Below are 13497 nucleotides of genomic sequence, written 5' to 3'. Positions count from 1 at the left end.
CCCTTACTTCGTCAATACAGCGATGCTGCTATTGCTACTCTGACTCAACCCTTGCTCGCCACCCACCAGCAACTGCCGCCCGTTGATCACGACGGCTGAAGTCAAGGTACCGAGTCCGCTCAGGCGTTCTGCGCTGACATAGCGACCACGCGCGTCCAGGTGAACCAGTGAACCTGCAGCCCCGACCAGCAATACGCCAGCCTTTTCCGGAAGCAGTGCATGGCCGTACAGAGGAGCCTTCTGACCGGTTTCCACGGGTTCCCAGGTACCGCCGAAATCGTCGCTGACAAACACATGACCGCGCATACCATAAGTCACCCAGCGATCTTCGGTCAGGCGTACCACGCCAAACAACGAGCCGTTGTAGAAGGGTGTCAGGGCCTGCCAATGCTTGCCGTCGTCAAAGGTTCTTAACACCAGCCCCTGTTCGCCGACCAGCATGCGTCGACCGTCGCGACCGCCGTCCATGCTATTAAGGTGGGCACTGTCCACTTCCAGCGGCAGAGCCCGCCAGGTTCGCCCGCCGTCAGTCGATTGGTAGAACTTGCCGAAACTACCGAAGGCCAGCACCTGGGTACTGTCGGCACTCCACAAGCCAAGAAGAGGCTCACCCGTCTCGGAGTCATAACTGGCCTCCTGCCAGGTGGCGCCCGCATCTTGTGAGTAGAGGATCCAGCCATCATGGCCAACTGCGACCAAATGCTCCGCGGACAGGGCCGTCAGCGCGGTCAGGGTCAGATGACGCTGCGGCTTAACCACGGCCTCACGCCAGCTGGCGCCGTCATCGTCACTGTAAAGAATGGATCCGCGCTCACCGACTGCCACCTGACGTTTTTCAAGGTTCAGCAGGCCGTTGATCTGCAGTCTTTGCGAGTTCGACTGCGTGGCGAGCGGCGCCTCTGGCGCGCGTGGCGAGAAACTGAAGACGATGGCCGCCGCAACTATGGCGCACATCAGGTAGGCAATCAGCTGACGCATGGCCGGCTCCAAGCTGAAAGGCATGGCTGTTCGACGGTCTTCACACTGTCGATCCTCTTGTTATTGTCATTATTGCTGCAGTCGAGCCTGACGCAGGCTCGGCGCAGCTGCTTGTCCCGATAGTCCGTCTGCACAGTCCTGGGCACATCGTCCATATGGCCTAAGCCCCCGAACCATGCAGCCGGTTACCACGCTCAGCAGAGCTCGAACAGGCCCGCAGCGCCCATGCCGCCACCGATGCACATCGACACCACGACGAACCGGGCGCCACGGCGACGTCCCTCGAGCAAGCTGTGTCCGACCATACGCGCCCCGGACATCCCGAACGGATGGCCGATGGCAATGGCCCCCCCGTTGACGTTCAGGCGCTCGCTGGCGATCCCCAGGGCGTCGCGGCAATGCAGCACCTGGCACGCGAAGGCTTCATTGATCTCCCACAGATCGATATCCGAGACTGTCAGGCCGAAACGCTTGAGCAGTTTGGGCACGGCCACCACCGGCCCGATACCCATCTCTTCCGGCGCACAGCCGGCGACGGCGATACCGCGGTAGATTCCGATTGGACGAATCCCCCGACGCTTGGCTTCGGCGCGACTCATCAACAGGCTGGCCGAGGCGCCATCCGAGAACTGCGAGGCGTTGCCGGCGGTGATGAACTCGCCCTGTTCGATCCACTTGCCGTCCTTCCACACCGGTTTCAGCGCAGCCAGATCTTCCAGCTTTGTGGATGGGCGGTTGCATTCGTCTCGTTCAACCAGCACATCTTCGTGGCCGCTGGGTTTGCCTTCCTTGTCAAAACACAGCTTGCGTGCGGCCAGGGGTACGATCTCCTCCTTGAACAGACCGGCCAGTTGCGCAGCAGCGGTTCGCTGCTGGCTCTGCAAGGCGTACTCGTCCTGAGCGGCCCGGCTGACGTCATAGCGCCTCGAGACGATCTCGGCGGTCTCCAGCATCGGAATATAGGCGCTCGGCATGCATTCCAGCACAGCCTCCGATTGGGCACGGTAGGTATTCTTGTGCTTGGTCTGGGTAAGCGATAGCGACTCGACACCACCGGCGATGGCGATGTTCATCTCGCCGGTAAGAATGCTCTTGGCCGCCACCCCGATGCTCATCAGACCCGATGCACACATACGGTCCAGGGCCATCCCCGGCACGGTGTCCGGCAAGCCGCCGGTATAGGCGCACAAGCGACCGATGTTATAGGCCTGGGTACCCTGCTGCACCGCGGCACCCATGATCACATCCTCCACCGCCCCCGGCTCGATACCGGCGCGTTCGACCACGGCGCGCACCACATGGCCGCCCAGCACAGGCGCCTCGGTATCGTTGAAGGAGCCACGGAACGACTTGGCCAGCGCCGTGCGCGCGGTAGAAACGATCACAACTTCATTCATGTCCATGTTCACACTCAGTCGGCAATAGGGTTGAAGGAGTAGCGGCTGATGGTGTCGACCACACAGCCTGGGCGTTCCTCGCCCTCGATCTCTATACTGATGCGCACCGTCAGCTGCACCGTCGCGCTGATGGTCTCCGCGCGCAGCACCTCGCCGCGCCCGCGCACACGCGCACCGACTTTGACTGCAGCCGGAAAGCGCACGCGATCACTGCCGTAGTTGACCCCCATGGCCAGGTTCTCGATGCGCATCAGCTGCGGCATAAACAGGTTGGCCAGGGCCATCGTCAGGTAACCATGGGCGATGCACCCCCCAAAGGGGCCTTCGGCGGCGCGCTGAGGGTCAACATGAATCCATTGGTGATCGCCCGTGGCCTCGGCAAACAGGTTGACCCGCTCCTGGGTGATCGTCAGCCACTCGGTGCAGCCAAGCTGCAGACCGACGGCGCCGAGCATCTGTGCGGCGCTGCTAAATACTGTGCTCATAACGGTCTCCTTAGGCTTGCTGCGAACTGACTGGGAGCACTTCGCCAACCATGTAGGAGGCGTAGTCGCTGGCGAGGAAGATCATGACGTTGGCGACCTCCCAAACCTCGGCCGCCCGGCCGAAGGCTTCCTTCTCCGCCAGCTTGGCCAGCAGTTCTTCGCTGGAGGCTTTCTTGAGGAACTCGTGCAGGGCGATTGACGGCGCCACCGCATTGATGCGCACACCCGACTCGGCTGCTTCCAGGGCGCTGCAGCGGGTCAGCGCCATCACCCCGGCCTTGGCCGCGGCGTAGTGCGCCTGTTCCTTTTGCGCGCGCCAGCCGAGCACCGAGGCGTTATTGACGATGGCGCCGTGACCACGGGCTTCCATGTGCGGCAACATCGCCCGGGTCATGCGGAAGGTGCCGGTCAAGGTGATGTCGATGACCCGCAGCCACTCCTCGTCGGTCATCTCGGTGACGCGCTTCTGGCCGCCGAGGCCGGCGTTGTTGATCAGTACGTCGACGCCGCCGAGGATTTCTTCGGCGGCCGCCACCAACGCCTGAACTTCCTGCTCTACGGTCACGTTGCACAGCTGGCCGTAGACCTCTTTGAGCCCGGTTTCCGCCTTGAGGCGTTCAACCGCCTCCTCCAGGCGGCGCGGATGAACATCCGAGATCATCAACGCGCGACAACCTTCTTCGGCACAGCGCTTAGCCGCCGCATAACCGATGCCCGCACCCGCCGCAGCGGTAATGAGGACTGACTTTCCGGCGAGCAACTGGTGGCCCGGTACGTAGGGAGGGGCTTGATTCACGATGTAGACCTCTGATGATAAACAGGATGGGCATAGGTATAGGGCCTGGGACCAGCGGCTACATCGTCAAAACGGACGGGGTCGGGAAAACGCCTGGGTATTGGTCTCGAGATGAACAGGACAACCGGCAACGAATACCGTCAGGCAAGTCTGAACTCCATGTATTCTTCGAGGCTCAGGCCCTGGACCCTGCATCAGCTAGAATTCACAGGGGGACTGCTGCAACGCTTCCTTTACATCAGGAGACCTGTGATGAACGGAGTATCTTGGTTGGCGTTGGTGGTAGCGGTTGGGTGGACCTCAGGTTGCACCACAAAACCTGAACAGATAGTCGACGTCTCTCTGACCGCTACAGCGCACAATGCCGGGCATATTGCCCAAGCTTCATTGACCCCGGCCGGCAACGAGACAGCAATCTCGTTTGTCGTCGGTGGGGTGCCGAGCGGAACTACACGACCTGTCCATCTGTACACCTATATCTACCCCGGCTCTTGCCAGCAGCTTGGCCCGGAACCGGCTTATGCAATGAACCAGACGTTGAGCGCAGACTTCGCCTCCAAGCGGCCACCCTGGCAATTTTGGAGACGAGTCCCCGTCACGTTGAGTGAACTGCGCGCTGGCGCTTATGCCCTTGTGGTACGCGCGGGCCCGATGGACGGGAACCTGGATCTCTTCTGCGGCAATGTCATGTGACTGCAGCCGGCTGGGCATTGAGCCGTGCATTGCCGGGTTGGCCGAGTACGCAGGAGGTGCCGCCCGGGGTGTACATCATCGCCACGCAGCGGTTGCACGAGGTACAGATCGAGTCGCGGCTTGCGCCGGCGGCCAGCTTGTTGGCGTAATCCGGCTCGGCGATCAGCACGCGTCCCAGGGCCACAGCGTCGAAACCTTCACCCCGTACCTGTTCGATGCTTTGTAGGCTCTTCACCCCCCCCAGATAAGCCAGCGGCAACTTCACCGCGGCGCGCACCTTGCGGGCGTGTTCGAGCAGGTACAGTTCGCGGAAATCCACCTTTGGCTCGGTCAGGCGTTGCAGAAACATAGCCGTGGCGATGAGCGGGTTGCCGGTGCTGACCCGGTTCTCCTTAGGAAAGGAGGAGCCGAACATGGTGGTGATCGATTCCACGTTCATCCCCGCACTTAATACCAGCATATGCGCACCCTCGCGCTCCAGGATCCGCGCGATGGCCGCACCATCCTCGGCCTTGTGGCCGCCGCGCACGCCTTCAGTGATGCTGTACTTGCACACTACTGCGAGATCCTTTCCCACGGCATCCAGTACTCGGCGCAGCACCAGGGCAGGAAAGCGCAGGCGATTGTCCAGGCTGCCGCCGTACTGGTCGCGACGCTTGTTGTACAGCGGCGAAATGAACTGGCTAAGCAGGTAGCCATGCCCCATGTGCAACTCCACCGCATCGAAGCCGGATTCACGAGCCAAGCGCGCGCCACGCACAAACTCGTCGGCGACCTGCTGCATGTCGGCGTCGCTCATTGCCTGCTTGCGAAACATGCCACTCATCAATCCGACCTTGTTGAAGCCGCCGCTGGCCGACAACGGTCGCGGCGTAGCCCGCTCGCGAATGAAGGTAAAGCAGCCACCGTGAGTAATCTGCGCCGAAGCGGCAGCGCCATGCTGGTGCACAGCATCAGTCAGCACGCGCAGATGGGGTTGCGTCTCTTCGTTGAGAACGATCTGGCCAGGCAGAGTGCGGCCATCCGGGCTCACGGCACAATAGGCCAATGTAGTCATACCCACACCGCCAGCGGCCATCGACTCGTGGAACCTAACCAGCTGCTTGGAAGGAATCCCCCCTGGCGCCATGCCTTCGTTGGTGGCGGCCTTGATAAAGCGATTTCTCAGAGTCAGCGGGCCGACGGTCAACGGAGTAAAAGGCGACGGAGAAACGGGCTGAGCTTTTTTCATAGACACGACGCCCCATACTTATTGTTCAAGTTGTGGTACGGCCCGCAAACGCAGGCACAACCGGTTGCACGGTTGAGGCCTGGCTACGGGCAGAAGAAAACCTTCATGAACCAAGCCGAATGAATCGATAAGGCCAACGGATGGGCCAGGCGTTAAGCGCCAGACACCCCTGTAAGCAGGGGGGGCATCGCTGCCCCCCCCAACAAACCACCGCTCATCGCCATCAGAAGAGCGCGAGGACGACCGGATCGACAGGCGAGGCCTCGCGGCCAGCCTGGTCAGAAGGTGTACTTGGCGTTGAACGACAGGTAGTCGCGGTCAGCCAGGGTGCGACCTTGAGCGACGTCCGGCGAACTGAGGTAACCGACATAGGTCATTCCGACCTGGAAGTTGCCCAGGTACTTGAAGTCCGCGCCTACAGTCATACGCTTCTCATCACGTCCCATCCCCATGAAAGCACTGCCATCGACGTTCTGGGTCCAGATCGCCTTGGTGGTCAGGTCCCAGCCGTCGAAGACCGATGGGTAGTCGAAAAAGGCCCCGATACCCAGCAGCGTCGAGCCGCGGGTCTGGGTTTCGAACTCGAAGTTATCGAAGGTGCCGTCTATCCCCGGGCCACCACCGGTAATGGTCAGGTCATCAACGCCCTCGATACGCTGGTGCGTCACCTCACCCAACAAGGTGGTCTGATGGGCGATCGGGCTTGGGCCGAGGATATACAAGGCGTTCAGGTTGCCCTGAAGCAGCTGGCCGCGGGTCGGCGCCCCGTTATCCAGATAGACTGCCGCACCGTCGCGGTAGCTCAGATCTCCGGCGAACTGTACGGCGTCGCCGAGCTTGGAGCTGAAGCTGATCCCGGTCAGTTCGACGTCATCGAAATAACCCAGCTTGTACGAGGGTGCGCTGGCTGGGCTGGCCTGCTTGCCAATGGCTTTCAGCGAGGAATACTGGGTCTGCCCGGTGAAATCGAAGAACAGCGCGCCGACGCGCTCATGGTAACGGTAGTGGAACAAGCCGACTTCGGTGGTTTCGGTCAGGCGGTAGCGCGAGCCCACTCCCCACTGACCGCTATTGCCTGGTTTGACGTCCCCGGCAAAATTAACCCCAGTGAATGTCTTGTCCGGCAGGGTGTCGATTGCTCCAGCACTCAGACGAAAAAACTCTGCGCCAGGACCGAAGAAGTCGCTGCCGAAATAGTCGCCCACCGGGTTGAGCTCGGTTTCTTCCCAGTCGTACTGGTAGAAGGCGACCAGTGCCAGGTCATCATTCAGCGACCAGGATCCGGAGACCTGCCCGACCGGCAGGTAAGCATCCTTGGCTTCGGTGCCCGGCACGTTGAACTTGGTGGCATCGACAGGCGCCTGGCCCTGGCTGATGTTCGGCCAAAACAGACTTTCGCCCCAGGCTAGCAGATGACGCCCCGCCTTGACCGATAGATACTGATCGTCGAAGACGTCGAAGTTGCCGTAGACATAGGCGTCCAGCAGACGCGCCTTGCTGCCGCTAAGGCGGCGGGTCTCACTGGTGAAAGCGTCGTGCCGGCCGACCTTGTTCACAGTCTCCGGCGAATCGTTGGCATTGCGATTATGGTAGACGTCGTCATAGAAATGGCTGCCGCGCAGCACTGCGCCGAGGTTGTCATGCTTGAGTAGCAGTTCGCCGAACAGGCTCACTCGATTGTTGATCATCGAGCCGCGCTTGAAATTGCGCGTGCCGTCGTCATTGTTAATATTATTGAGGTATTCACTCGCCTGCTTGGCGGTCCGCATCGACGCCGTATAGTTGACCGTCAGTGCCGACTCCAAGGTGGTGTTCTCGCCCAATTCAATGGTCGGCCCGGCCATTGCCGAGCCACTGGCCATGGCCACCGCGAGACTCAGCAGGCAAGGAGCCCGCCGCTTGGTCGCTCCCCGGTAAGCACTATTTACTAGCCTAAACATGCCCTTCTCCTTATTGTTTTTTATTGCTGTAGAGCGTTTCCAAGCCGTACAGCATCATGTCCGCAGCCTAGAGCTACAGTAGCCATATCAGTGTGAACAAGCAGACGCTGCCGACGCTTCACCCGTTTGGCTTAGCCCGCTCCAGTTAGGTGATAGCTACAGTTGGGGCGCAATGAACTCCCGCAGCCTGCGCCCTGCGTGGACCCGTTCGTAATGTGTTCGACATGCCGCACGACGGGTGTCGTCGTGCCGACGAATCAACAACGCACGTCATATCCAGAACTGTTGACCGAGAGCCGGCGCAGACAGCGCTATCGCATGATCGGCCCTGTTATCTCGCCGGCACGGGCCGAGGCATTGCCTTGAGTTCGACCCACGTGACTCTTACTGGCCTAAGCGCCGCGCGGCCTCAGGACCGAAGTCGCGGGCTGACATGCCACCCTTGTTCAGGAAGTAAGCATTGCGCTGCTCGTTCACCAGGTTGAAAGCCAGGTAGCTCGAGGCATCCAGGTCATGATAGAGACCAACACCCGCCTGCCAGGTTTGGGCTTCAGGCGCGTAGAAGTAGTTGAGCATCGAGGTACGCCATAACTCACCACGGGTATCGTAGTTGTCGGCCATGATTGGGAACCAGGTATCCTCATCGATATACATCTTGCGCTTGCCGTATAGATGGCGATAACCCGGCTTCAGGTTGCCTTCCAGCTCCCAGACACGGTGCAGCTCGTAACGCATATTGTCCGGATTCATGTGCCCAGGGGTCAGCATGTCTGCGTACTTGAGCTTTTCGGAGTGCAGCCGCGCGGTGTTGTATGGAATGTACATCTCGCGCTTGCCGACGATCTTCCAGTCAAAGCGCTGGGCAGAGCCGTTGAAAATACGCACCTCGTCGACAGTAATCGAACCTCCGGTTCCCGGAAATGACATATCGAAGCCATAGCCGGGTGACTGCCGAACCCGCCGGGTACCCGGGTCATAGCGCCAGCTCTGACGCGGCTCACGCTTGTCGTTCCAGTACTCTGTACCCGTGTTGATCTCGCCTTTGTCGCGTTGCGGCAACAGGGTTACGTTCAGATAAAACGATGAATTGCCAACGGTGTTGCCGATGCGCCCCGGCTCTAGCCCAGGAGCCATGTTGCGCGAGTGCACACGGCCCCAGTTGATCTTGCCACTACCGAGGACGTAGGCATTATCAGAGACAAGCTCTTCAGTCCATGCTCGCACAGTAAACAACGACGCATTTTTCAGCAGTTCAATGCCCGTTTGGGGAATCGGGAAAGCGAAGCCTCCGGTGCGTGCCACTACGCCCTCACCCTCGTCAACCAGCTTGGCCACCGACGCGTTCTCTAGAGTCGCTTGGCAAACCGTGTCGGAAAAACGGAAGTCGCGGTGCGAGGGATAGACCGGGATTTGAAAAGTCTGCGGATACTGCTTGAACAGAGCCTTCTGGCCGTCCGACAGATGATTCGCGTATTGCGCCATGTTCTGCGCAGTAATCACAAACAGGGGCTCCTCATCGGGGTATGGATCTACCGGATGTTTGCCTGTTCCGTCAAATTTCACCCCCGGTGGCACACCCAACCATTTCCCGCTGTATTCGGGAATGCTGCCGTCGGCATTTCCAGCTTTTTCCGCCCCGACGCAAGTCAGATCCTTGCCTAATCGTGCAATTTGATCAGAAGGTGCTTGCCCGAAGGACAGTGCGCTATAGCTTTGCAGTGCTAATGCTGCGCTCAAACACAAACCAATTTGGTAATTACGTCGCATGCTTTTCTCCTTGTTATTAATCGACGGCCAGCGCCTGCCCACAGATAACGTTTAGCCCTGATGGGATCGGCGAGGTATCAGACCGCGCGGCCGCGGCGTGGCCATTGCTACGACGAGTGCCTAGCGGAGGATGGAAATACGCATGTGTCATTATTGTTATGCCCCTGTTTGACACCGCCATCGGCTAGCGGTGACTCAGTATCGAGAGGGCCTAGGACTGGCAACATCGTCCACGCGGACGATGCGATAACCCGTGCGCAGGGGGGGGCGGGTGAGCTCAGGCGCGAAGCAGACGACGCCTGCGTCACATCAGGCGCGGCGCGGGGATTTCTGCGATGCCAGGCGGGTTTACCCTCCCAGAGCCACCACGCTATTGAGCATGATCCGCACCAGCTCGGTCTGCCGGCGCACACCTGTCTTGGAAAAGATCGCACGCAAGTGCGCACGGGCGGTGTTATGCCGGATATTGAGGAGCTCGGCAGCCTCTTCCAGCGACAGACCGTTGGCCAGCTCAAGGGCCAAACAGGTTTCCGCCGGCGTCAGGTTATACAGTTGTTTGATCATCGCGCTGCTGACCAGCGACTTGCCCACCGCATCGCGGATATACACCACGGCGGCTGGCTGGCCCTTGCCATCCATCAGTAGTTCGTGAGATGGAATCGGCTCGACCACCACCCCAAGACTCACCCGCCCGGAAGGCCGAGAGATCGATATCGCTTCGGCCACGCTCGTACCATCCTGGCCATGGCGGGAAAGCGCCCGGCGCACCAGGCGCTGCAACTCACGGTTATCGCTCGGATAGGTGGCTTCCAGGCGGCCACCGACCAGTTTCACCCCGTCGTTGCTGTCGAGAATCTCCCGAGCCACAGGATTGAACTGCAGCACGCGGCCGTTCTTGTCGAGCAGCAAAGTGGCCACCGACAGACGGCTGACGGCCTGGGAATACAGATTGCCCAGCGACTCGCTGCGATCCAGAAAGAAATGCATGTGCAGGGCGCGGCGCAAGTGCGGGACCAGCGCTTTGCACATGGCCCGCGCGGAAGCGGAAAACTTCGGATCGCTCTCGGGACGGCTGATACGAAAACGCAGTTTGCCTCCGTCCGGGGTCGAGATATCGACACCCAGCAGGTGATAGGCGTCATAGGGACAACAGTTGAACAGGTAATAGGCCGTTCGCGTCCACTCGGACTCGCTCATGATATCTTCTATAGTGAATACCTGATCGATGGGCAGGCTGCAAAAGGGCTCGCTGTCGTGATAGTAGGTGTAGTCGGTGATTTCGCCCTCGCCATCGACATTCCCGGCGACGATCATGGGCGAAATGTGCCCCTCGTCCGGCGACCGCAAGATCAAGGCCACAAAGTTGGCTTTGAATAGACGGCGTATCTGGCGCAGTGCCAAGACTAACCGCCGGGTATCGAACGCCGAATCGTATATCTGGCCAATGATCTGATCGTATTCGGCCATGCTCATGTCGGACAGCACCTGAGTACCTGGCGCGGTATTCTCCACAGGCTTCTCCTTGCTTGGGGTAAGGCCCTGCGACCTTCCCTTTATTTTCCGCCCCCGAACTTCAGCGACGGCGCCATGCGTCGATTGGGGGCTCTGGACTCAGGCCAGCAGGAACAAGGCCGGCATTGCGCCGGCCCTGGTTTTTACCTGAGCCAAAAATCATCGCGCGCCATTCACAGCGCCACTACACCATGGACGAAGCCGGCGACAAACACAGGCCGATATCTTCACCGGGAGCCGAGCAGGCTGCCGGAGTACCGTGCAAACCCAACCGCGACAGCGGCGACCGTTATTCTTGCGGCCGGCTAAGCGATGACCGGGGCTTGTGTCTGATGCTGGCCGCACACCTCGGAAATAACCCGCGACTGCGTTGCTACGATCTTCCACTGCCCCTCGATGCGGCGGTAACGATCCTGGTAGACGACACCCAACTGGCGCGTGGCGCCGGATTCCGCATCCAGATTAAAGTAGCCGAGCGCCCAGCGCGCCTGCGCCTCGTCCTCGCTCAGCACGTCGATTTCCGGGTTGGCGCCGTGGTGACTGTCCATCACGCGCGGTTGGCAGGCCAGGCGGCTGTACAGCTCGATAAAATCATCGCGGTTGTCGAAACAGCCTAAAGGTCCGTAGTCGATCTCCACCGGTCCTTCGGCAAAGCACTCCCGAATACGCTCGACCTCCTTGAGGTCACAGGCGTTCAGATAGCGATGTTTCAGCTGGCGAATGGCTTCCAATGCTTCAAGCCGGGCGATGCGCTGCTGCAGATCCATAACTACCCCCTTGTACTACTGCCTCAAATGACCCGCGCCGGATGCACCGCCCGCGGCGCACCCAACATCTCGCGCCAGGACGGTGGCTGGCGATCGCCTGCGTCACGGATACCGTAACGCTGCGCGAGTTCGGCTGCGATCAGGGTCTGGCCGGACAGACGAGGTAGATCGGGGTCCCGCCAAAGTGCGTGGACGACCTCCCCGACGAACAGCGGGCTTTCGCTGCGCTGCATGAACCGCCCGTAGGCGTCACCACGGCGCAGGGCGGCGAGTTCGGTGCGTTGGGTCCGTTGCACACCCAGCCACAACGAGACGACGGCCACGCCCATGCCTTCGAAATCGACCGCCATGTCATAAGCCATCTTGTCGCAACCCGCCTTCTGCGCACCGTAAGCTGGGCCGTGCATGTAGCAACCGGCGCCGTAGGAGGAGGTAAAGGCAATCAGGCCCTGCTGAGCCTTGAGCAGCAACGGTGCGGCGTAATAGCTGGCCACATAGGCCGAGCGCAGCCCCACTTGCAGAATGTCAGCCTGCGCCAGAGGCTTGGCCCAGAATGGGCCGGGCTCGATCAGCGAGTCATCGATGTAGACAGCGTTGTTGACCAGTACATCCAGATGCCCTTGCTCACGCTCGATACGTGCCAAGAGCGCCTGAACCTGGACATCATCGCCATGGTCACAGAGCACCGCGACCCCCTGCCCACCGGCATCGGTCACCGCTTGCGCGCTGTCGAATACCGTTCCATGCAGAGTCTGGCCGCGAAACCGACTGTCGCCCTCGCGCGCACTGCGCCCCGTGACGTACACCGTCATCCCGGCAGCACCCAATGCCTGTGCGATGCCCTGCCCGACCCCGCGGCTGGCTCCTGTGACCAGGGCAACTCCCTGTGATCTGGCTGTGTGCATCAGTAATTCCTTTTCTGCTTGGACTCGGGAAAGTTAGGTGCAACGCAGTGAAGCGGCTTCTGAGCGCGTCACCTACGCCGTATGGCCGACGCGCAGCAGGACCTTGAGCAGGCGCTTATGAACCCCAGACCTTCTGCGCCTTGGGTGCTTCGGCGAGAATTTGGTCGACGGCTGCACCGACTTCGCCTACTTGCCAGCGCGCCCCTTTGTCACGGGTCACACCGGTGCGCCAGCCGTCGCCCAGGGAGATACGCCCACCCTGACTTTCGAACACCTGGCCGCTGACATGCTTGGACTGACTGCTGCCCAGCCAAACCACCAAGGGCGCCACGTTCTCCGGTGCCCAGGCATCGAAGCTGTCATCTTCAGGCTTCTTGACCACATCGGGCATTGCGTTCTCGGTCATCGAGGTCCGGGCTGCGGGGGCCAGAGCGTTGGCGGTCACACCGTAGCGGGCCAGCTCTGCCGCCTGGACCAGGGTCAGCGAAGCGATGCCGCCCTTGGCCGCCGAATAGTTCGACTGCCCGATAGAGCCCTGCAGGCCGGCGCCGGAGCTGGTGTTGATAATGCGTGCGTCCACCGGAGTGCCGACCTTGGCCAGGTCGCGCCAGCGGCGGCCGAGAATATTGGCCAGGCAATAGTGCCCCTTGAGGTGCACGTTCATCACCGTGTCCCAGTCCTCTTCGCTGAGGCTGATGAACATGCGATCGCGCAGCACACCGGCGTTGTTGACCAACACATGCACCTCGCCGAATACCTCCAGCGCGGCGTCGACGATGCGCTGCGCGCTTTGCAGTTTGGTGATGTCATCGGAGTTGGCGATCGCCTGACCACCGGCCGCGCGAATTTCGCGGGCCACCTCTTCGGCTGCGGCCTGACGAATGTCGTTGACCACCACGTTGGCACCCTCGGCCGCGAAGGCCAGCGCGTAGGCGCGACCTAGCCCGCCGCCAGCGCCGGTGATGATCACGGTGCGTCCCGAACATATAGCCATCTGTAGTCTCCTGATCTGGTTAGCGGCGAGCA

General features: G+C 60.7%; 12 protein-coding genes. 1 reads left to right on the top strand and 11 read right to left on the bottom strand.

The window, feature by feature from the left end; all coding sequences use genetic code 11:
• Nucleotides 1-3: 3 nt before the first annotated feature.
• The 4 genes from ACSX1D_RS08935 to ACSX1D_RS08920 form a co-directional block, all read right to left on the bottom strand.
• A complete protein-coding gene (locus ACSX1D_RS08935; protein ID WP_439861897.1) occupies nt 4-978 on the bottom strand; it encodes a WD40/YVTN/BNR-like repeat-containing protein in 975 nt (324 codons plus the stop codon).
• A gap of 194 nt (nt 979-1172) precedes the next feature.
• Nucleotides 1173-2381 carry an acetyl-CoA C-acyltransferase gene (locus ACSX1D_RS08930; protein WP_439861896.1) on the bottom strand — a complete coding sequence of 403 codons (1209 nt, stop codon included), beginning with the start codon at nt 2379-2381 and terminating at the stop codon, nt 1173-1175.
• A gap of 8 nt (nt 2382-2389) precedes the next feature.
• Complete coding sequence (locus ACSX1D_RS08925; RefSeq protein ID WP_439861895.1) at nt 2390-2860, bottom strand: MaoC family dehydratase; 471 nt, start codon at nt 2858-2860, stop codon at nt 2390-2392.
• A gap of 10 nt (nt 2861-2870) precedes the next feature.
• Complete coding sequence (locus tag ACSX1D_RS08920) at nt 2871-3656, bottom strand: SDR family oxidoreductase (protein ID WP_439861894.1); 786 nt, start codon at nt 3654-3656, stop codon at nt 2871-2873.
• 252 nt (nt 3657-3908) lie between these two features.
• Between ACSX1D_RS08920 and ACSX1D_RS08915 the strand changes: the two genes are divergently transcribed.
• Nucleotides 3909-4349 carry a hypothetical protein gene (locus ACSX1D_RS08915; protein WP_439861893.1) on the top strand — a complete coding sequence of 147 codons (441 nt, stop codon included), beginning with the start codon at nt 3909-3911 and terminating at the stop codon, nt 4347-4349.
• On the opposite strand, the gene ACSX1D_RS08910 is transcribed toward ACSX1D_RS08915, so the two are convergent.
• The 7 genes from ACSX1D_RS08910 to ACSX1D_RS08880 all read right to left on the bottom strand — a co-directional run bounded on the left by ACSX1D_RS08910 (nt 4342) and on the right by ACSX1D_RS08880 (nt 13465).
• The gene (locus ACSX1D_RS08910; RefSeq protein ID WP_439861892.1) at nt 4342-5580 is read right to left on the bottom strand and encodes an NADH:flavin oxidoreductase; all 1239 of its coding nucleotides are present in this window, start codon (nt 5578-5580) and stop codon (nt 4342-4344) included. The genes ACSX1D_RS08915 and ACSX1D_RS08910 overlap by 8 nt on opposite strands.
• Nucleotides 5581-5858: 278 nt before the next feature.
• On the bottom strand, nt 5859-7442 hold the full coding sequence (locus tag ACSX1D_RS08905) for a DUF1302 domain-containing protein (RefSeq protein WP_439862288.1): 1584 nt from the start codon (nt 7440-7442) through the stop codon (nt 5859-5861).
• 462 nt (nt 7443-7904) lie between these two features.
• Nucleotides 7905-9287 (bottom strand): DUF1329 domain-containing protein, encoded by a 1383-nt coding sequence (locus ACSX1D_RS08900; RefSeq protein ID WP_439861891.1) that lies wholly within the window; start codon nt 9285-9287, stop codon nt 7905-7907.
• Nucleotides 9288-9635: 348 nt separating this feature from the next.
• Nucleotides 9636-10799, bottom strand: a complete 1164-nt coding sequence (locus ACSX1D_RS08895) for a helix-turn-helix transcriptional regulator (protein ID WP_439861890.1) — start codon at nt 10797-10799, stop codon at nt 9636-9638.
• A 305-nt stretch (nt 10800-11104) separates the two neighbouring features.
• The gene (locus ACSX1D_RS08890) at nt 11105-11566 is read right to left on the bottom strand and encodes a nuclear transport factor 2 family protein (protein ID WP_439861889.1); all 462 of its coding nucleotides are present in this window, start codon (nt 11564-11566) and stop codon (nt 11105-11107) included.
• Nucleotides 11567-11589: 23 nt separating this feature from the next.
• Nucleotides 11590-12471, bottom strand: coding sequence for an SDR family NAD(P)-dependent oxidoreductase (locus tag ACSX1D_RS08885; RefSeq protein WP_439861888.1), 882 nt, complete (start codon nt 12469-12471; stop codon nt 11590-11592).
• 115 nt (nt 12472-12586) lie between these two features.
• Nucleotides 12587-13465, bottom strand: a complete 879-nt coding sequence (locus tag ACSX1D_RS08880; protein ID WP_439861887.1) for an SDR family oxidoreductase — start codon at nt 13463-13465, stop codon at nt 12587-12589.
• Nucleotides 13466-13497 lie beyond the last annotated feature (32 nt).

This window comes from Pseudomonas sp. MBLB4136, from assembly GCF_051904765.1.
Taxonomy (GTDB): Bacteria; Pseudomonadota; Gammaproteobacteria; order Pseudomonadales; family Pseudomonadaceae; genus Aquipseudomonas.
Note: the sequence above shows the minus strand (reverse complement) of the source record. Positions and strands in the feature narration are given on the sequence as shown.

What these genes read in the sequence shown, in the direction of transcription:
- ACSX1D_RS08935 (WP_439861897.1), bottom strand. Translation starts at nt 978, where the DNA reads ATGCGTCAGCTGATTGCCTACCTGATGTGCGCCATAGTTGCGGCGGCC.
- ACSX1D_RS08930 (WP_439861896.1), bottom strand. Translation starts at nt 2,381, where the DNA reads ATGGACATGAATGAAGTTGTGATCGTTTCTACCGCGCGCACGGCGCTG.
- ACSX1D_RS08925 (WP_439861895.1), bottom strand. Translation starts at nt 2,860, where the DNA reads ATGAGCACAGTATTTAGCAGCGCCGCACAGATGCTCGGCGCCGTCGGT.
- ACSX1D_RS08915 (WP_439861893.1), top strand. Translation starts at nt 3,909, where the DNA reads ATGAACGGAGTATCTTGGTTGGCGTTGGTGGTAGCGGTTGGGTGGACC.
- ACSX1D_RS08910 (WP_439861892.1), bottom strand. Translation starts at nt 5,580, where the DNA reads ATGAAAAAAGCTCAGCCCGTTTCTCCGTCGCCTTTTACTCCGTTGACC.
- ACSX1D_RS08905 (WP_439862288.1), bottom strand. Translation starts at nt 7,442, where the DNA reads ATGGCCAGTGGCTCGGCAATGGCCGGGCCGACCATTGAATTGGGCGAG.
- ACSX1D_RS08900 (WP_439861891.1), bottom strand. Translation starts at nt 9,287, where the DNA reads ATGCGACGTAATTACCAAATTGGTTTGTGTTTGAGCGCAGCATTAGCA.
- ACSX1D_RS08890 (WP_439861889.1), bottom strand. Translation starts at nt 11,566, where the DNA reads ATGGATCTGCAGCAGCGCATCGCCCGGCTTGAAGCATTGGAAGCCATT.
- ACSX1D_RS08885 (WP_439861888.1), bottom strand. Translation starts at nt 12,471, where the DNA reads ATGCACACAGCCAGATCACAGGGAGTTGCCCTGGTCACAGGAGCCAGC.
- ACSX1D_RS08880 (WP_439861887.1), bottom strand. Translation starts at nt 13,465, where the DNA reads ATGGCTATATGTTCGGGACGCACCGTGATCATCACCGGCGCTGGCGGC.